This is a genomic window from Streptomyces sp. ME02-8801-2C (assembly GCF_033793965.1).
Classification (GTDB): domain Bacteria; phylum Actinomycetota; class Actinomycetes; order Streptomycetales; family Streptomycetaceae; genus Streptomyces.
In genome coordinates this window covers 1,017,913-1,035,815 of sequence record NZ_JARAXP010000001.1, presented here as the reverse complement: position 1 = coordinate 1,035,815, position 17,903 = coordinate 1,017,913, and the positions used below count along the sequence as shown (strand labels likewise).

The 17,903-nt window shown below is 71.7% G+C and carries 15 protein-coding genes and 1 pseudogene; 10 read left to right on the top strand and 6 right to left on the bottom strand.

The window, feature by feature from the left end; all coding sequences use genetic code 11:
• The first annotated feature begins 147 nt into the window (after window positions 1-147).
• Window positions 148-1,827 (top strand): PucR family transcriptional regulator, encoded by a 1,680-nt coding sequence (locus tag PV396_RS04365; protein WP_319200445.1) that lies wholly within the window; start codon window positions 148-150, stop codon window positions 1,825-1,827.
• Window positions 1,828-2,079: 252 nt separating this feature from the next.
• On the top strand, window positions 2,080-2,853 hold the full coding sequence (locus tag PV396_RS04360; RefSeq protein WP_319200665.1) for a hypothetical protein: 774 nt from the start codon (window positions 2,080-2,082) through the stop codon (window positions 2,851-2,853).
• Between the two features lie 120 nt (window positions 2,854-2,973).
• Here PV396_RS04360 and PV396_RS04355 read toward each other — a convergent pair whose 3' ends face one another.
• A complete protein-coding gene (locus tag PV396_RS04355; protein ID WP_319200443.1) occupies window positions 2,974-3,843 on the bottom strand; it encodes a GntR family transcriptional regulator in 870 nt (289 codons plus the stop codon).
• A 247-nt stretch (window positions 3,844-4,090) separates the two neighbouring features.
• Between PV396_RS04355 and PV396_RS04350 the strand changes: the two genes are divergently transcribed.
• Window positions 4,091-4,948, top strand: a complete 858-nt coding sequence (locus tag PV396_RS04350; protein WP_319200441.1) for a (2Fe-2S)-binding protein — start codon at window positions 4,091-4,093, stop codon at window positions 4,946-4,948.
• Between the two features lie 332 nt (window positions 4,949-5,280).
• The gene (locus PV396_RS04345) at window positions 5,281-6,321 is read left to right on the top strand and encodes a DUF2637 domain-containing protein (protein ID WP_319200439.1); all 1,041 of its coding nucleotides are present in this window, start codon (window positions 5,281-5,283) and stop codon (window positions 6,319-6,321) included.
• A gap of 73 nt (window positions 6,322-6,394) precedes the next feature.
• On the opposite strand, the gene PV396_RS04340 is transcribed toward PV396_RS04345, so the two are convergent.
• Both PV396_RS04340 and PV396_RS04335 read right to left on the bottom strand, forming a co-directional pair.
• On the bottom strand, window positions 6,395-6,769 hold the full coding sequence (locus tag PV396_RS04340) for an ATP-binding protein (RefSeq protein WP_319200663.1): 375 nt from the start codon (window positions 6,767-6,769) through the stop codon (window positions 6,395-6,397).
• Between the two features lie 494 nt (window positions 6,770-7,263).
• Window positions 7,264-7,413, bottom strand: coding sequence for a hypothetical protein (locus PV396_RS04335; RefSeq protein ID WP_319200437.1), 150 nt, complete (start codon window positions 7,411-7,413; stop codon window positions 7,264-7,266).
• A 142-nt stretch (window positions 7,414-7,555) separates the two neighbouring features.
• On the opposite strand from PV396_RS04335, the pseudogene PV396_RS44995 reads away from it, so the two are divergent.
• A pseudogene (locus tag PV396_RS44995) lies at window positions 7,556-7,669 on the top strand (zinc ribbon domain-containing protein); the annotation flags it as partial.
• A gap of 199 nt (window positions 7,670-7,868) precedes the next feature.
• On the opposite strand, the gene PV396_RS04330 reads toward PV396_RS44995, so the two are convergent.
• Entirely contained in the window at window positions 7,869-9,728 is a 1,860-nt protein-coding gene (locus PV396_RS04330; protein WP_319200435.1) for a protein phosphatase 2C domain-containing protein, read from the bottom strand.
• Between the two features lie 220 nt (window positions 9,729-9,948).
• Between PV396_RS04330 and PV396_RS04325 the strand changes: the two genes are divergently transcribed.
• Window positions 9,949-10,956 carry a helix-turn-helix domain-containing protein gene (locus PV396_RS04325; protein ID WP_319200433.1) on the top strand — a complete coding sequence of 336 codons (1,008 nt, stop codon included), beginning with the start codon at window positions 9,949-9,951 and terminating at the stop codon, window positions 10,954-10,956.
• 58 nt (window positions 10,957-11,014) lie between these two features.
• On the top strand, window positions 11,015-11,497 hold the full coding sequence (locus tag PV396_RS04320) for a DUF456 domain-containing protein (RefSeq protein ID WP_319200431.1): 483 nt from the start codon (window positions 11,015-11,017) through the stop codon (window positions 11,495-11,497).
• Between the two features lie 25 nt (window positions 11,498-11,522).
• On the opposite strand, the gene PV396_RS04315 is transcribed toward PV396_RS04320, so the two are convergent.
• Together PV396_RS04315 and rsgA are read right to left on the bottom strand one after the other, a co-directional pair.
• Complete coding sequence (locus PV396_RS04315; protein WP_319200429.1) at window positions 11,523-12,794, bottom strand: SGNH/GDSL hydrolase family protein; 1,272 nt, start codon at window positions 12,792-12,794, stop codon at window positions 11,523-11,525.
• A 241-nt stretch (window positions 12,795-13,035) separates the two neighbouring features.
• Entirely contained in the window at window positions 13,036-14,157 is a 1,122-nt protein-coding gene (rsgA, locus tag PV396_RS04310; protein ID WP_319200427.1) for a ribosome small subunit-dependent GTPase A, read from the bottom strand.
• A gap of 323 nt (window positions 14,158-14,480) precedes the next feature.
• Here rsgA and PV396_RS04305 point away from each other — a divergent pair, with 323 nt between their 5' ends.
• The 3 genes from PV396_RS04305 to PV396_RS04295 all read left to right on the top strand — a co-directional run bounded on the left by PV396_RS04305 (window position 14,481) and on the right by PV396_RS04295 (window position 17,881).
• Window positions 14,481-14,939: a DUF1569 domain-containing protein gene (locus PV396_RS04305; RefSeq protein WP_319200425.1), complete on the top strand. Its 459-nt coding sequence runs from the start codon at window positions 14,481-14,483 to the stop codon at window positions 14,937-14,939.
• Between the two features lie 166 nt (window positions 14,940-15,105).
• A complete protein-coding gene (gndA, locus tag PV396_RS04300) occupies window positions 15,106-16,548 on the top strand; it encodes an NADP-dependent phosphogluconate dehydrogenase (protein WP_319200424.1) in 1,443 nt (480 codons plus the stop codon).
• 88 nt (window positions 16,549-16,636) lie between these two features.
• Window positions 16,637-17,881, top strand: a complete 1,245-nt coding sequence (locus PV396_RS04295; protein WP_319200422.1) for an MFS transporter — start codon at window positions 16,637-16,639, stop codon at window positions 17,879-17,881.
• The last annotated feature ends 22 nt before the right edge of the window (window positions 17,882-17,903 follow it).

Below are 17,903 nucleotides of genomic sequence, written 5' to 3'. Positions count from 1 at the left end.
ACCATGAAGGAGTTGGCTGGCCAGGGCGATCGTCTTGTAGATTCGTATGAACAGAGGCCATCAGTAACCTCTCTGATTTTCCCCGGAAACAGTGATCGCCGCGCAGGCGGAAAAGCGCGGCTCGCAGACAGAACGGCGGCGACGAGAATGCGGCTGCGCGCACTGCTGGACACCGATGCGCTGGGCCTCACGCTGCTCGGCGGCGAGGACGAGCTGGACCGCACCGTGCGCGGGGTGATGACCACCGACCTCAGGGACCCCAGTCGTTACCTCTCGGGCGGCGAGCTGGTGCTCACGGGTCTGGCCTGGCGCCGGGACCCCGGGGACTCGGAGCCCTTCGTACGGCTCCTGACGGGGGCCGGGGTCGCGGCACTGGGCGCCGGTGAGGCCGAGCTGGGGAGCATCCCGGACGATCTGATCGCGGCCTGCGCCCGGCACCGGCTGCCGCTGTTCGCGGTGCACGAGTCGGTCGCGTTCGCGACGATCACCGAGCATGTCGTACGGCAGGTGTCCGGCGAGCGCGCCGGGGATCTGGCGGCCGTCGTGGACCGGCACCGCCGGATGATGACCTCGGGTCCGGCGGGCGGCGGCCCCGACGTGGTCCTGGACCTGCTCGGCACCGACCTCGACCTGCGCGCCTGGGTCCTCTCCCCCGCCGGACGCCTCATCGCGGACTCGAAGATCTCCGGCCCCGCCCCGGCCCCCGAGGTGTGCGCGGCGCTGGCCGCCGAGCACCTCACGGCAGCCCGCACCGGCAGACGCGGACCCCACCGAGTGGCGGTCGGCGCTGCGACGTACTCCCTCTTCCCCGTCCGCGCGAGCGGCCGTACCGCCCCGCAGGGCGGTTCGCGGGACGTACGCGAGACCCTGCTGTCCGACTGGCTGCTCGCCGTCGAGGCAGACGCCGGGGACTGGCCGGCGGAGCGGCTCGATCTGCTGCAGGGCGTCACCCAGCTGATCGCGGTCGAACGCGACCGGCGCGACGCGGCACGCACGGTACGGCGGCGGCTCGCCGAGGAGGTCCTGGAACTGGTGCAGTCGGGCGCCGCGCCGACCGAGATCGCGGCCCGGCTCAGGGTCGCCGCGCCGGTGCTGCTGCCCGGCCTCGGCGCGGCCCCGCACTGGCAGGTCGTCGTGGCGCGCGTGGACTGGGCGGGCGGCGAGGTCGAGGGCGGTCCGGTGGCGCAGGCGTTGCTGGAGGAAATTCTTGTCGACCCGCTCCTGACGGGCCCGGAGCACTCCGACCGGATCGCCGTGGCCCACACGGGGGACGAGGCGATCGCCCTCGTACCGCTGCCGGCGGTGTCGTCGGAGCACGACGGTTCGGAGACGGGAATTCTGGCCGAAAAGCTGCTCGCCGGTGTACGGGACCCGCTGTCCGCCGGCCTGGACGACGACGGACGGCTCACCATCGGTGTCAGTGCGCCCGTGCACTCGGCCGAGGGGCTGCGCGGGGCGCTCGAGGAGGCCCGGCACGCCCGCCGGGTGGCCGCGGCGCGCCCCGGCCGGGTGTGCGCGGCGGGCCACCAGGAGCTGGCCTCGCATGTGCTGCTGCTGCCGTTCGTCCCGGACGACGTCCGCCGCGCCTTCACCGCCCGCCTCCTCGATCCCCTGCGGGACTACGACCGGCGCCACCGCGCCGAGCTGATACCGACGCTGGAGGCGTTCCTGGAGTGCGACGGCTCGTGGACGCGGTGCGCCACGCGACTGCATCTGCATGTCAACACGCTGCGCTACCGGGTGGGGCGGATCGAGCAGTTGACGGGCCGTGACCTGTCCCGGCTGGAGGACAAGCTGGACTTCTTCCTGGCGCTGCGCATGAGTTGAGCGGAGGCGTTCCGGGATACGGGATACGGGCCGGGGGTGCGGGGAGGGAGCGCGGGGCGGGGGTGCGGGGCGTACGGTCCTGGCGCGCGGAGGTGGCGCGCGCCGGGTGGGGCCGGTCGCGCGGCAACCCCGGCGCTTATTCTTCCCCGACTTTGTGAATTCTTTCACCTACCCTCTTGGCCCGGCACCGGGATTCGTGCTGAGATGCCGCCACCACTCAACAAGCTCGATGGCGTGCTCGGGGAGGGCAACGTGGCGTACACCGCCATGTCTGGTTCCGGAACGACCTCTGGTGACGATCCACTCCAGACCGCGGTATGGCGGCTGCGCTCACGCGCCTGCTGGGCGGACGCGGCGGCCCTGCTCGACGCCGCCACCCCCGACGCCTCGCTCCAGCGGGCCGCGCTGCTGGTGGAGCGCTGCCTCTACACCGAGCAGGGCTGGCAGGAGGCCGAGGACGCGCTCCGTACGGCGGAGGCGCTCGCCCAGAGCGACGACGAGCGGGGCGCGGCGGCCTGTGAGCGCGGGCAGTTGGCGTACGCGGCCACCCTGCTCGGCGTACGGGACCGCGCCGACGAGGCGCGGGCCGCGCTGGGGCGGGCGGCGGCGCTGATCCCTCCGGGGGCTTCCGGGCGGGCGGTGCTGGACTTCCGGCGGGGGCTGCTGGCGGAGAACCTGGCGCGTTCGCCGCAGGCCGCGCGGGCCGCGTACCGGCGCGCCCACGCGGGGGCCACCGCGCATGCCGATCCGCTGCTGTTGTCGTTCACGTGGCGCCATCTGGCCGGACTCGCCCTGCGGGACGGGGAGTTGGCGGAGGCGCGGCACGGGTTCGCCGAATCGCTGCGGATTCGGGAGGAGTTGGGGTATCTGGTGGGGACGGCGCCTGCGTTGGCCTCGCTGGCCGATGCGGAGTCCGAGCCGGAAGCCTCGCGGCTGCGGGCGGAGGCTGGGCGGTTGTTCCGGTTGCTCGGGGGTGTGCCTACGTGGTTGGCGCGGCAGTTGGCCCCGCCGGCGGCCTCGGCCTAGTTGTTGGCGCCCACTGGGTGGGGTGGTCTGGTCGTGTGGCGGGTGCGGGTGCGTTGTGGCTTGTCGCGCCCACGCGGCGGAGCCGCAGATCAGACACAGCCCCGCGCCCCTGAGGTCGGATCAGTGAGCGCCTGTTACGTGGTTTCGGGTCAGTGACTGGACCAGTTGTACGTCTCTGTCGATCAAGGCGTCCAGCAGGGTTGTGTGGGCTGCCGCGTCTTCCATGAGGGCTGTTCGGGTCGTGGCGGCCTTCGTGTCCACCAGGGGCCATTGGGCTCGGCGGTGCAGGTCGTCGGCTATCTGGACCAGTTGGGTGTTGCCGGAGAGGGACAGGACCGCCCGGTGGAAGGCCCGGTCGGTCTCCGCGTAGGTGGCCCGGCAGCCGGTGGACGCCGCGCGTGCCGTCGCCTCCGCGAGGGGGCGGAGTTCGTTCCAGCGTTCGGCGGGCACCGTACGGGCCAGCCGGAGCAGCACCGGGAGTTCGATCAGGGCCCGGATCTCGGCCAGCTCGGCCAGCTCGCGGGCGCCGCGTGCCACGACGCGGAAGCCCCGGTTGGGGACGACCTCGACGGCCCCCTCCAGCGCGAGTTGCTGCATCGCCTCACGGACGGGCGTCGCGGACACCCCGAAGCGGTCGCCCAGGGCGGGGGCCGAGTACACCTCCCCGGGCGCCAGCTCGCCCCCGACCAGCGCGGTACGCAGTGCGTCGAGGATCTGGCCGCGCACGGAGGAACGCTGGACGACGGGACGTGCCTGCTCGGTGCGCGGCAGGGGGATCGGCGCCTCGCTGTGCGTGTGCTCGCCCCGGGCGCCGGCTACTGGCGTACCCGCAGCGGCGTCCGGACGGGCCGTCGGGCCACTCGCGGCGGGGCGTCCCCGGTTCACGTCGGCGGCCCTGAGCTGCTGTGGAACGCGTACGGCGGCCGACTGCGGGACCGGGGCCCCGGTGTCGGGCGAGATGTGCGCGCCCTGCGGGCCGGCGTGCTGCACGGGGGCCTCCTCCGGGCTAGATGGCACCTTGACGGCACATGGGGTCATTACGGCGGGTTGTTACTCGCCCGTCAAGCACCATAGGCGCACATTCCGTCAGTTCAAATCCCGATTCGAGTCCGGGTTCGGATTTGCGCCGCGCCCCGGCCGGATCCGGTGTTGGATCCGGATCACCCCACAGACAGAATGGATAAGGTAAGGCTTACCTTTGATCTTCGAGTCGTCTACGAGATTCGGTGGTCCCCGCATGTCCGCTCCCGCCCAGATCATGCCCGGCCGGCTCCGGTCCGCCGTCACGGATGCGTACGACCGGCTCGCCGAGGCCTACCCGGACGCGACCGTCATCGAGCTGGACCCCGGGCAGCCGCATCCGCGCGGCGCCGGATGGGTGCGGGCCGCCGGTCTCGCGGACGGCGACGGCGATCTCGACTCCTTCCTCGCCTGGGACGACGAGCAGGTGCTGCGGGACTACGGACAGCGGGGCCGCCCGGACGTCGTCGCCGGTTTCGGCCTGCACCGGTACGCGTGGACGGCCTGCCTGCTGATCACCGTGCCGTGGCTCCTGCACCGCCGGGTGCCCCGGCTGCCCGTCGAGAACGTCTCCTACCACCGCACCGAGGGTCGCTTCGCTGTGCGCACCGGCACCTTCGCCTGTCTGCCCGGCGATCCGGCGGCGGCCCTGCCCGGCGCCCGGGTCGTCGGCGACGAGGAGGCGCTGCGCGCGGAGGTACGGGCGGCGCTCACCGAGCATCTGGAGCCCCTGCTCGGCGGCTTCGGGCCGCGGATGCGGCGGCGCGGCCGGGCACTGTGGGCCGTGGTGACCGACGACGTCGTGGAGGGCCTGCATTACATAGGACAGGTCGTCGGGGAAGAGGACCGTGCACAGCGGGAGCTGGAGCTGCTGCTGCCGGGTTCGACGCGGCCGTTCGTCGGGACGGCCGGGTTCAGGGAGGTGACCGCGCCGGACGGTGCCGCGCTGCCCGTTCGAGACCGGGTCAGCTGCTGCTTCTTCTACACGATCCGGCCGGCCGAGATGTGCGACAACTGCCCGCGGACCTGCGGGAACGACCGTATCGCCAAGCTGTCGGGCGTCGCCGCGACTTGAGGCTCCCTCAGCAGGAGGCCCCTCCCCCTGCGGTCCGGCATGGCGTGCCGTAGTATCGCCGCCGTAAGATCATGTTCGAATGAGGGCCCCAACGGTTACAGCCACTTCACAAGTTCCTCACTTGCCGCAGGAACTTTCCGTGGAACCACCCGTACGGGTAGTCTTATTCGAACTCAACTCCCGCCCCTCAAGCGGCAGTTCGAGCAGAATGTCGCCCTGAGCATCCCCTTGCACCTCCTTAGGCGGCCTCTTGCCCCGAAACCCCCTGAGGGCTGAGGGGATTGGGCCAATATGGCGGGCGTTACGCCCTATCCCAATGCAAGGGACCCCAGATGAGACTGACCGACATATCGCTTAACTGGCTGCTTCCGGGCGCCGTACTGCTCCTGGGCGTGCTGGCGGCGGTGGCGGTGCTGGCGCGCGGCAAGCGCTCCTCGGGGGCGAAAGCGAGCCAGGACGACTCGTGGGAGCGCACCGAGGAACGCCGTAGGCGCAAGGAAGCCGTTTTCGCCACGGCTTCCTATGTACTCCTCTTCTGCTGTGCGGCGGTCGCCGCGGCGCTCTCCTTCCACGGCCTCGTCGGCTTCGGCGAGCAGAACCTGAACCTCACCGACGGCTGGCAGTACCTCGTCCCGTTCGGTCTGGACGGAGCGGCGATGTTCTGCTCCGTGCTCGCGGTGCGCGAGGCCAGCCACGGTGACGCGGCCCTCGGCTCCCGGATACTCGTATGGCTGTTCGCGGCCGCGGCCGCCTGGTTCAACTGGGTCCACGCGCCCCGGGGTCTCGACAACGCGGGCGCCCCGCAGTTCTTCGCCGGCATGTCCCTGTCCGCCGCCGTCCTCTTCGACCGCGCGCTGAAGCAGACCCGCCGGGCCGCCCTGCGCGAGCAGGGTCTGGTGCCGCGTCCGCTGCCGCAGATCCGTATGGTCCGCTGGGCGCGGGCGCCCCGTGAGACGTACAAGGCCTGGTCGCTGATGCTCCTCGAGGGTGTCCGCAGCCTGGACGAGGCGGTCGACGAGGTGCGCGAGGACCGGCGCCAGAAGGAGCAGGCGCGACTGCGCCGGCGTGAGCAGGAGCGGGCCGAGCGCGCGCACCTCAAGGCGATCAGCCGGGGCCACCGCGGCCCGTTCGGCGGCGGTGGCGGCGGCGGTCAGTCCGTAGAGGTGGAGCGGGCGCCCGCCCAGGTCACCTCGGAGCCTGCCATATCCTCCGCGGAGCAGCTGCCCCTGCGCGCCCGTCCCTCCCTTCAGCCCGTTCGGGGCAGCAGTGACTCGATCACTGTCGACCTGACGGCGGAGGACGACACGATGGCCCTGCCCCGCCTGGACAGCCTGGAGCGCAAGCTCCGGGACCTCGAGCAGCAGTACGGCTGAGCAAGGGCAGCAGCACTGCCGAACACGAGTTGAGCGCGAGTCGAGCGCGAACCGATATGGGGGCGTGGCCTGTTCAGGCCGCGCCCCCGTTCAGTTCGAACCACACCGCCTTGCCCACGCCGTGCGCCTGGACTCCCCACGCGTCGGCCAGGGAATCCACCAGCACCAGACCTCTGCCGTGCGTACCCTCGTCGGCGACCGGCGCGCACAGCCTCGGCCTGCGTCCCACGAAGTCCCGTACCTCCACGCGTAATCCGCGCGGTGACACGGTGGCCGTCAGCACCGCGTCGCGGTCGGTGTGGACCAGCGCGTTGGTCACCAGCTCGCTGGTGAGCAGTTCCGCTATCTCCGAACTGCCGGGCCTTCCCCAGTGCCGCAGCAGCTCGCGCAGTGCTCTGCGGGCCTCCGGCACCTCCCGCAGATCCGAACAACCCAGCCTGCGCCTCATTTGCGACGCCTCCCCCCGGTCCACGCCATCGCCCGCGTCATCGCCGCTGTCGAAGCCGATGTCGATGTCGTCGTCAATGCCGTCGTCGATGTCGTCGTCGATGTCGTCGTCGATGTCGATGTCGTTCTCGGTCGTTTCCTCCGCCGTTTTCGCCGAGAAGGCCCCGATGGTTACGGGACCGCCCCCTCCTGCCTGCCTCTTCATGACCCCCGCCCGGACGCCGGTGTAGTCCCCTCCTGATCGAACGCGTTCACGGGATCCATGCCCGCGACCTGAACACGGCAGTCATGTCGAATTCTCAACGTCCGGATGTACGGGGCTGGTTGGACCGTCACCGATCGGATCAGGACATCGACGGCGCCCGTCGGACGCTGCTGGAGGGGCGTCTGGAGCGGACGCTGCAACAGTTCACGCGCCCGTCCAGCGTGGGACGGGCGCGTGAGGGCGGCGGATCGGCCGAACCGTCCAGTGGGGGCTGCCGATCCGGCCGTAGGTCACTTCCCGCCGATGCCCTGCGTACCGATGTTGATGATCCGGTGGTCCCGGGTCATGTCGACGATCAGCCGGGTGGTGCTGGTGGTGCTGCCCGAGCCCCAGGTCAGCTTGACGACGGCTTCCGTGTGGTCGGCGGTGCCGTTGGCCACTCTGACGTGCAGGTATATGGACCAGACCAGGGCTGCGTCGTCTCGATCACTCCCCCGGTACCTCTCCGTCGACCTCGACAAGGACCGGCCCATCGCCCGTTCGGCGGCCGGCGACGACGTGGGGCCGGGTCAAGATCGGCCAGGCCAGTACGAGCCGACGAGTCAGGTCTGCTCCACCTGCGGCGTCAAGGACGGACCCAAACCTTTGCACGTCCACCAGTGGACCTGTGCCGCCTGCGGCACCCTCACAGCGCGAAGAAACAGGAAGCCACGGATTCACCACCGGAACCGCGCCGCGTAGCGGCACAGCAACCGGTAGAGAAGGCCAGAATCCTCGCCGTTCAAGGCGAGGAGCATGTCAAGGTACTCGTCGCGCGAGTGGGTCCCACGCATGGACTGAGCAACCTCATCCGTTCCATATCCCTCTCCTTCCGCCCATCTCCCGTCGCGCCCCCTCACGCCTCCCAGACAGCGGCGGCCGTACGGTCGTCCGCGTACCCCTTGACCCGTACCTGGGTGTCCGCGAGGAACGCGGCGAGGCCGGGCGGAGTGGGACCCGACCAGCGGTCCGCGAGGTATTCGCACAGCTCGGGCTCGCCGCGCAACGGGTCGGCGAGGCCGCCGGTGCACAGCAGGAGCGTGTCCCCCGGGCGGGCGACGGAGGCGCGGAAACGGAAGGGCTCCCGGGGCGGTTCGGGGGCGGGCTCGTACGGGCTCGGGGGCGTGGTGATCCCGAGGTCCATGGTGAGCCGGTCGCCGTCCGGGGTCTCGTGGGGCGACGAGCCGAATCCGACGACCGGCTCACCGGCGGGGATTTCGGCGACCCGCGGTTCGATGTCGTGCCACTCGCCGTCCCGGAGCCGGAACAGTCCGCCGGCGCCGACGCCGAAGAAGACGCGGGTACGGCAGTCGGGGTCGGCGGGGAGCAGGAGGCAGCGCAGGCCCGCGGTGTACTCCTCGGGTTCGATGCCCTGTTCGGCGGCGCTCGCCCGGAGCTTGCCGAGGCTGCGGTCGGTGAGGCGGTGCAGCCCCGACTTGAGGTCGCCCCGCCGGGCGGCGCGGAGGTCCTCGGCGAGCCGCACATGGCTGCGCCCCACCGCCCGGCCGATCCAGTGGCACGCCTCGGCCGCGGCCCGGTGCGCGCCGGGCGTGGCACGGGCGCCAGTCGCCATGGCGATCAGGACGAGCGCGTGGTCGCCCGATCCGAAGCGGGCGGTGAGGAGGGAGTCCCGGCGGGGCTCACCCCGGAAGCGCGCGGAGTCCCCGCGCAGGGAGACCGCCCGGAGCGTGCTGGCACCGTACTGCGCCCCGTCGAGCACGGTGTCCGCGACGAGGTCCTCCAGGTCGTCGGGGTCGGCGGGCGGAAGGGCGGTGGGTTCGGGCGCGTAGGTGGGCGGGCCCGAACCGACGTGGTCGACGGCGCCGGGAGGCGCGACGACGGCGATGCCGGATGAGGCGTACCCGGGCGCGCCGGGGTCCTTGGGCGCGTGCGCCGGGACGGCGGGAATGTCCCGGCGGGTGGGAGTCCGGAGGGCGGCAGGCCCGTCCTGGCCGGAGGCGGCATCACGCGGCTGCTCACCTGGCGGGCTGCCCGCCCAGCCGGAACGGGGAGCCGCCTCCGGGCCGTCCCCGGAGGGCGCCGCCGAAAACCCGTCCCGCGCGGACGCGGACACGATGCCGGGCGGGACATCTGACGGCGGCGGAGCGTCCCACACGGCACCGGCGGCGTCGACCGGGCCCGATGCCTCGGGACCGGCCGCCCCGCCACCTCCATGAGCCGGTGCCGGTGCCGCTCCCCCGCCGGGTCGTTCCGGGGCGCCCGTGGGGTTCTCCGAGGGCGGTGTTCGATCAGGGGCGGGCGGGGTCGGTGGGTACGGGGTGCGGGTGTCGTCGGGCGGTGGTGAAGGGGTGTTGTTCCGGAAGCCCAGGGGGAAGGTCGCGGGGCCGGAGGGCATGGCGGGTGGCGGCTCCCAGGGGGCTCTGGGCCGGCCGGAGCCGGGCTCGCTGCCGCGTGCCGCGTCCCATGTCCCGTACGGGGCGCCGCCGCGCTGGGGCGGGACCCCTGGGGCGCCGGGTGCCTCGAACGGCGGCTCCGGTGTCCGTCCCTCGCCGAGTCCGCGCCGCGCGGGTGCGGTTGCGGGCGACCCGAACACCGGGTCCGCCTTCGCCGCGTCGACCGTGCCCGACGCCGAGGCGAACCGGTCGTCCAGGGAGTCGCCCGCGGCCGTGGGCCCGGTGTCCTCGGTGGAGTCGTCGTACAACTGCCCCCACCAGTCGTCCTCATGACCGGTGGACCTCTCCCCCTGCTGGCTCATGCCGCCAATTGTCCACCGGATGGGCCGGTTGAAAACGGGGCATCCGGAAAATCCGGCGAGGTGTTCCGTCGTGAACGGCGTGTTCGACGGCGTGTCGGATGACATGGCGAACATGCGACCGAAACCAGTCGTCGGGCGGCCCTGCGGTCCGCCGTACCGACGATGATGTACGGGACGGTGGGAGCGAGACGTTGGGGATGTGGGCGGAGGGCGGCACCCGGTGCTTTCGGCGATAGGTCTGGACGAGGCGCACGAGTCGGCGTACCGGGCCCTGTTGGCCGCGGGCGCCGCCGATGTGCCGGAGCTCTCGCGACGGCTCGCACTCGGTGAGTACGTCACCGAGCGTGCCCTGCGCGGGCTGGAGCGGCACGGGCTCGCCGCCCGGTCGCCGTCCCGGCCCGGCCACTGGGTCGCCGCACCGCCCGGCGTCGCGCTGGGCGCCCTGCTCACTCGGCAGCGGCACGATCTGGAGAGGGCGGAACTGGCCGCCGCACTGCTCGCCGAGGAGTACCGGGCGCGGTCCGCCGAACCCGCCGTACCCGACCTGGTCGAGGTGGTGACCGGCGCGGCGGCGGTCGCCCGGCGGTCGGCGCAGCTCCGGCTCGGTGCGAGCAGCGAGGTGTGCGCGCTGGTCGCCGGGAAGCCGGTGGACGTGACCGACCGGGAGGAGCGGGCGGAGGAGCGTTCCGCCGCCCCCGGGCTCGACCGCCGCGTGGTCGTCGAACGCGCCGTGCTTGATCTGCCCACCGGCGTCACCGACCTGACCGCCGCGCTCAACCGGGGCGAGCGGGTCCGGGTCGTGGACCGGGTGCCGGCCGAGCTGGTGATCGCGGACCGCTCGCTCGCCGTCGTCCCCCTCGCCTCCCGTACGACGGAGCCCGCGGCGTTCGTCGTCCATGCCGGCGAGCTGCTCGACCTGCTGTCGGCCCTGTTCGATTCGGTGTGGCGGGACGCGCTACCGCTGCGCCTCGGCGCCGCCGGAGGCATGGCGGACGACGACTTCACGGACGGTGCGCCGGACCAGCCCGACGCGGCGGACCTGGAGATCCTGTCCCTTCTCCTGGCCGGGCTGACCGACGCGAGCGTGGCCAGACAGCTGGACCTGGGGCTGCGGACCGTACAGCGCCGGGTGAAGCGGCTGATGGAGTTGACGGGCGTGACGACCCGGCTGCAACTGGGCTGGCACGCGTACGAGCGGGGCTGGATCACCCGCGACGGACGGGCCTGAGCCCACCGGCTTCCTTCCCTGACCTGCGGCTTCCTTCGCTCTCCGGCAGGCTGGGCAGATGGGAGTGTGGGATCTCCTGCTGATCGGCCTGGTGATGCTGTTCGGTCTGTGTGGAGTTCTGTTGCCCGGGGTCCCGGGGTCGTGGCTCGTGTGGGCCGCGGTCTCGTGGTGGGCGCTGAAGGATCCGCGGGCGGTCTCGTGGTGGGTGCTCGTGGGCACGACCGTCGTCCTGTTCCTGTCCCAGGTGGTGCGCTGGCAACTCCCCCCGCGCCGACTGCGGGCGAGTGGCGCGACCCCCCGGATGGCGGTGTACGCGGGGACGGGCGCCCTGCTCGGCTTCTTTCTGCTGCCGGTGCTGGGCGCGATCCCGGGGTTCGTGGGCGGTGTCTATCTCCACGAGCGGCTACGGCTGGGCCGGCACCGCGAGGCGGTCGCGGCCGTACGGAGGGTGATGAGGGCGGGCGGCACCAGCGTTCTGGTCGAACTGTTCACCTGCCTGCTGATCATGGGAGCGTGGCTGGGCGCCACGTTCTGGGGCTGACGCCCTTACAAACCGCTGAGGTCGGCTACAAACCCCTGAGGTCGGCCAGGTCGACAGAGTCGGCCATGACCCGCATGCCGGCGGCGTTGAAGTGGAGATGGTCGCCGGAGTCGTAGGCGCCGCGCATCCGGTGCGGGAACGCGGGGTCGCGGACGGCGGCGTCGAAGTCGACGACCGCGTCGAAGAGACCGCTGCCACGAATGACGCTGTTCACCTGCCGACGTACGGACTCATGGGCCTCGCTCCACCGGGCATGGCCGCCGTACGGGGTGATGGTGGCGCCGATGACGCGGATGCCGTGGGCGTGGGCACGGGTCACGAGCGACTTGTAGGCCTGCTGGAAGGCGCTCGGGACGGTCTGCTCGGGGGTGCCGTTGATGTCGTTGATGCCCTCGAACACGATCAGCGTGCGCACCCGGGTCCGTGAGAGGACGTCGGCGTCGAAGCGGGCGAGGGCGCTCGGGCCGACGCCGTCGAGGAGGACGCGGTTGCCGGAGACACCCGCGTTGAGGACGCCGAGGCGGCGGCTCGGGGGCAGGGCGGCGAGCCGGTCGGCGAGGCGGTCGGGCCAGCGGCGGTTGACGTCGGAGGCGGTGTTGCCGCCGTCGGTGAGGGAGTCGCCGAGTGCGACCACACTGCCGGCGGCGGGTGCGTCGAGGACGTCCACGCCGGTGACGTAGTGCCAGGAGCCGAGGGTCTTGGTGTAGGCGTCGCCGCCCTCCACGGCGGCCCAATTGCCGCCGGGGGCAAGGAAGTTGGTCTGCCTGGCCGTACGGTGGTAGGTCATCGGGCCGGAGTCGCCCGGAGTGTGGACGGTGACGAGCAGGTTGGCGCCGGCCGGTACGGCGAGCGCGACGGTGTCGGTGACCCGGTCCTGGCCCGCCGGGATCGTCACCGTACGGGCGCCCGCGAAGGTGGCCGCACGCATCGAGCCGGGTTGGGCGTCCGGGCTCTTCGGCTCGCCGAGCGCCTGAAGGGCGACGGTGACGGCGCCGAGGCGCAGGGGCTTCGTGCCGAGGCGGTTGCTGAGGCGGACACGCAGCGCGCTGCCGCCGACGCTGATGTGCAGGACGTTGCGGATGGAGGTGTCGGGTTTGGCCGGCACGGTTCCGGATGCGGCGGCCTCCCAGGTACCGGTCCAGACACGGGGGACGGGGGTCTCCCGACCGAGGGACGGGCCGGGGGCCGGGGGCGGTACGGAGATACTTCCCGAGTCGGCTCTCGCCACGGGCGGGACGATCGCGAGGGCGGTCACGAGGGCCGCGAGGATGTGCCGAACCATGATCGCGCGGGTCATGTGCGCATGGTTGCCCGGCCGATCGACCGACCCAACGCGCCCGTCACACCCATGGCGGCACGCACGTACGTTCGCCCATACACCCACCGCAGCCCCTCCAGGGGGCGGGAGCGGGCGCACAGCCCCGGCGGGAGCGGGCGCACAGCCCCGGCGGGAGCGGGCGCACAGCCCCGGCGGGAGCGGGCGCACAGCCCCGGCGGGAGCGGGGGCGGCGCGGGAGACCGCGGCCGCCCCCGATGTGCTAGCGCTGTCGCCCCCGCTTCGCCTCCATCGCCGCCTTCCCCTCCGCCCCCTTCTTCTTCCAGTCCTTCCGGATTTCCGCCCGCAGGCGCGCATCCGTCTTGGCCACGATGTACTGGTTCTCCCTCAGCAGCTTGCGGTAGCTGTCGAGGCGCCGATGGGACAGCGTCCCCGAGTCCGCCGCCTCCAGCACCGCGCACCCGGGCTCCGCCGTGTGGGCGCAGTCCTGGAAGCGGCAGTCGGCGGCCAGTTCCTCGATCTCGGCGAAGACCTGCCCGACGCCGGTACCGGCGTCCCAGAGGCCGACACCGCGCAGCCCCGGGGTGTCGATGAGGACACCCCCGCCGGGCAGGGCGAGCAGGTTGCGGGTGGTCGTGGTGTGCCGGCCCTTGCCGTCGACGTCGCGGATGGCCTGGACCTCCATGACGTCCACGCCGAGCAGTGCGTTGGCGAGCGTCGACTTGCCCGCACCGGACTGCCCGAGCAGCACGGCCGTACCGTCCGAGACGACGGCCGCGAGGACGTCGACGCCGTCCCCGTTGGTGGAGCTGACGGTGAGCACCGGCACGCCGGGGGCGGTGGCCTCCACGTCCTGGACGAGGTACGAGAGTGTCGTCGCGTCCGGTACGAGGTCGGCCTTGGTGAGCACCACGACGGGCTGCGCGCCCGATTCCCAGGCCAGCGCCAGGAACCGTTCGACGCGGCCGAGGTCGAGTTCGACGGCCAGTGACACGGCGACGATGGCGTGGTCGACGTTGGCGGCGAGGATCTGGCCCTCGGAGCGCTTGGAGGAGGTCGACCGCACGAACGCGCTGCGGCGCGGCAGGTACGTACGGACGTACCGGGGATCACCGGCCGGTTCGATCACGGCCCAGTCGCCGGTGCAGATGACCCGCAGGGGATCGTGCGGGGTGACGAACGCGGTGTCGGCGCGCAGCACCCCGTCGGCGGTGGCGACGTCGCACTGGCCACGGTCGACGCGGATCACCCGGCCGACGAGCAGCCCTTGGGATGCGTACGGGGCGAATTCGGCGGCCCATGCGTCGTCCCAGCCGTAGGGGGCCAGAGAGCTCGACGAAGTGGAGGAAGCCGAAGGAGAAGCGGAAGCGGACGAGAGATTCAAGGGGAACCCTTCAGGGGGTGGCCCCGGCCCACGTACCGCGCGACGCAACGCAGCGTCGCGCAGTGCGAAGAAAACAGGAAGGCTCAGCCGGAGGTCATGGAGGTGGGGTGGACGAACTTCTGGTTGGGGGCAACGCCCGTCACAGAGACAGCCATCGGTCACACCTCCCGTTTCTCACTCAGCTGATGGCGGCGGTCAGCAACCGCCGTGTGAAGCGCTCCACACTGTAGGGCGGTACGCACCCGAGTGCCACCGACTTTCGCCGCCGGCGACCGTTCCTTTGCCGAGGTGACGACACCCCCCGCACCTGCCACGATGAGGCCATGACAACCCCCCGTCTCACCGAACTGGCCGAGCGCGCCCAGAAGTACGTCGCCGAGGACCGCCCCGAATCGGACGTGCTCGCCCCCGGCAGCGTCTGGAACCTCTCGCAGACCCTCCAGCACTGTGCCCAGACCGTCCGCTACTCGGTCGCCGGATACCCCCGTCTGAAACCGCCGCTCTTTCGCGCCACCGTGGGAGCGCTGGCGAAGCGGACCTTTCTGGGCCGGGACCGGATGCGCCACTCCCTCGGCGCGGTGATCGACGGCGCCCCGCAGCTGGACCGGGACCTTCCGCCGGCCGCAGCCGTCGCTCAACTCGCCGAAGCAGTAACCCAGTTCACCGAGCACACAGGAGCGCATGCCCCGCATCCGGCATACGGACCGTGCACCCACGACGAGTTCGCGCGGCTGCACGCGATGCACCTGGCCGAGCACCTGCCCGGGCTGGCCCGCGACTGACAGGGGTCCCCGGCGGGAGGGATGCGCCGGGCGCGCCGTCAGCAGTGAGGGCTGCTCGTGACGCCCGGCTCCGCACACCACCCGGTTTCGGCTGAACAACTGGGGCCCCGTCAGCCGTAACTGATCGGTGAGGCGGTGGGGACCGCCCCGAGCGAAGGAGCACACCATGATGGCGACCGCGCAGATCGGCGTCACCGGCCTTGCGGTGATGGGCCGGAACCTGGCCCGGAACTTCGCCCGGCACGGTTACACCGTGGCCCTCCACAACCGGACCCCCGCCAGGACCAAGGCGCTGATCGAGGACTTCGGGCACGAGGGCGACTTCGTGGCCGCCGAGACGGCCGAGCAGTTCGTGGCGGCCCTGGAGCGGCCCCGGCGGCTCATGATCATGGTGCAGGCGGGGGCGGCCACGGACGCGGTGATCGACGAGTTCGCGGCGCTGCTGGAGCCCGGCGACATGATCATCGACGGTGGCAACGCCCACTTCGCCGACACCCGCCGCCGGGAACAGGCGCTGCGCGGGCTCGGTATCCACTTCGTGGGGGTGGGCGTCTCGGGCGGTGAGGAAGGCGCCCTGAACGGGCCGAGCATCATGCCCGGCGGCTCCGCGGGGGCGTACGCGGCGCTCGGGCCGATGTTCGAGACGATCAGCGCCAAAGTGGACGGCGAGCCCTGTGTCACCCACGTCGGCACGGACGGCGCCGGGCACTTCGTGAAGATGGTGCACAACGGCATCGAGTACGCCGACATGCAGCTGATCGGCGAGGCCTACCATCTGCTGCGGCAGGTGGGCGGTTACGAGCCCGCGCGGATCGCCGAGGTGTTCCGGCAGTGGAACAAGGGGCGTCTCGACTCCTATCTGATGGAGATCACCGCCGAGGTGCTCGCCCACACCGATTCCGCCACCGGCAGCCCCTTCGTGGACGTGGTGGCCGACGCCGCCGGGCAGAAGGGCACCGGTCGCTGGACCGTACGTACGGCCCTGGAGCTCGGTTCGCCGGTCACCGCCATCGCGCAGGCCACGTTCGCCCGTGCCGCCTCGGGCCAGCGGGCCCTGCGCGCCGCGTACCAGCGGCTGCCCGGCGGGACCAGCTGGGACCTCACCGCGTACGAGGCGGAGCGGTTCGCCTGTCTGGTCGAGCACGCCCTGTACGCGTCGAAGCTCATCGCCTACGACCAGGGCTGGAAGATGATTCTGGACGCGTCGGCGGAGTACGGCTGGGACATCGACCTCGGCGCGATAGCGAAGATCTGGCGCGGTGGCTGCATCATCCGCGCCGCCTTCCTCGACCGGATCCGCGCCGCCTACGCCGTCGATCCCTGCCGGGTCACCCTGCTCACCGAGGAGGGGTTCACGGCCGAGATCGCCGACGCGCAGGTCCCGTGGCGTGAGGTCGTCGCCACGGCCGCCCGGCACGGTGTCCCGGTCCCGGCCTTCTCCGCCGCCCTGTCGTACTACGACACCCTGCGCGCCGAGCGCCTGCCGGCCGCCCTCACCCAGGGCCAGCGCGACTACTTCGGCGCCCACACCTACCGGCGCACCGACCGCGAGGGCCGCTTCCACACCCTCTGGGAGCGGGCCGACCGGAGTGAGACCGAGGTGATCTGACCTCGCTCCGCGAGACGGGATCCGACCTTTCGGCTAAATGTCCTGGAGTTCTCCAGAGAATTCTTGGGTAAGTGCACTCCTTTAGCACGTGCCGCAAGGAAGGTGGCTGGAAATCGCCGAGATCAGGTTGTCCAGGAGGAAGGGCGGAAACGAGGCGGAATCGGAGGCGTTACGGGCACGTATCGCCATTTGCTTACTCTTTGCGGCTCTGGGTCTGACCAATGCCGCTTGGTCCTCTCGAATTCCGGATATTCGCCACAACGTGGGCGCTGACAACGCGACCTGGGGGCTGGTCGGAGCGTCGTCGGCCGTGGGAGATCTGGTCGCCATCGCGGTGACCATGGTTTTGATCGGCCGGACGAGAATTCGCAGGCTCACCCGGGTAGGCGCACTTCTGATGCTGCTCAGCGGGCCGCTGCTCGCCGGCGCCTCGGCATTCTTCGCGCTGGCCGCCGGGCTGGTGATCTGGGGGTTCGGTGCGACGCTGCTGGCCACCGCGGTCAACACCCAGGGCGTGACCGCCGAAACGACCTACGGCCGGAAAATGGTGCCGTTCTTCCACGCCTGCTACAGCTGCAGTGTGCTCGTCGGCGGCCTGTACGGTTCCGCTTCGGCTGCCCTGGGAATGACTCCGGGAGTTCAACTGGCCATCAGCACGGCGACCTTCGGGCTGCTCCTTCTGGTGACCGCCAACTGGCTGCCGGACGACGCTCCGCAGGCGGACGCTTCCCACACCCCGCTGAGAGAACGGCTTCGCAACCGCTGGGGTCCCCAGTTGCGGCTGCTCGCGCTCCTGGCCTTCGTCGCTTCCTTCATCGAGGGGACGGTCGGCCAGTGGTCCGCCATCTACGCCACCGACAGCGCCGGCGCGAACGCCGCGGTGGCCGCCGGCATCTACACGGCCTTCACCGTCGCCATCCTGGTCGTCCGCCTGGTCGGCGACCTCGTCATGCGGCGCGTCGCCGTCCGGACTTTCCTGCAGTGGTCGCTTCTGATCGCCGGGCTGGGGATCGCGACGGTGATCCTCTGGCCGTCCACGGCAACGGTCGTCGTCGGGTTCGTCGTCGCGGGTGTCGGCATCGGCTGCGTCATGCCGGCGGTGATCCGCCTGGCGGGCAAACAGCCGGACGTCAGCGCGGGTGAGGGAGTCTCCACGGTGACCCTCGGACAGTGGCCCGGCTTCCTCCTGGCGTCGCCGGTCATCGGCGTCGTCGCGGGCGCCACGGATCTGCGTACAGCGCTCACGCTGCTGATCGTCTGCGGTGTCGGCGGCGCACTGTTGGCAAGGAAAGTGGAACAGGTCGAGCTGAGTCAGAAACCCAGCAGCACATGAACGCCGGACAGGCCGCCCGGAG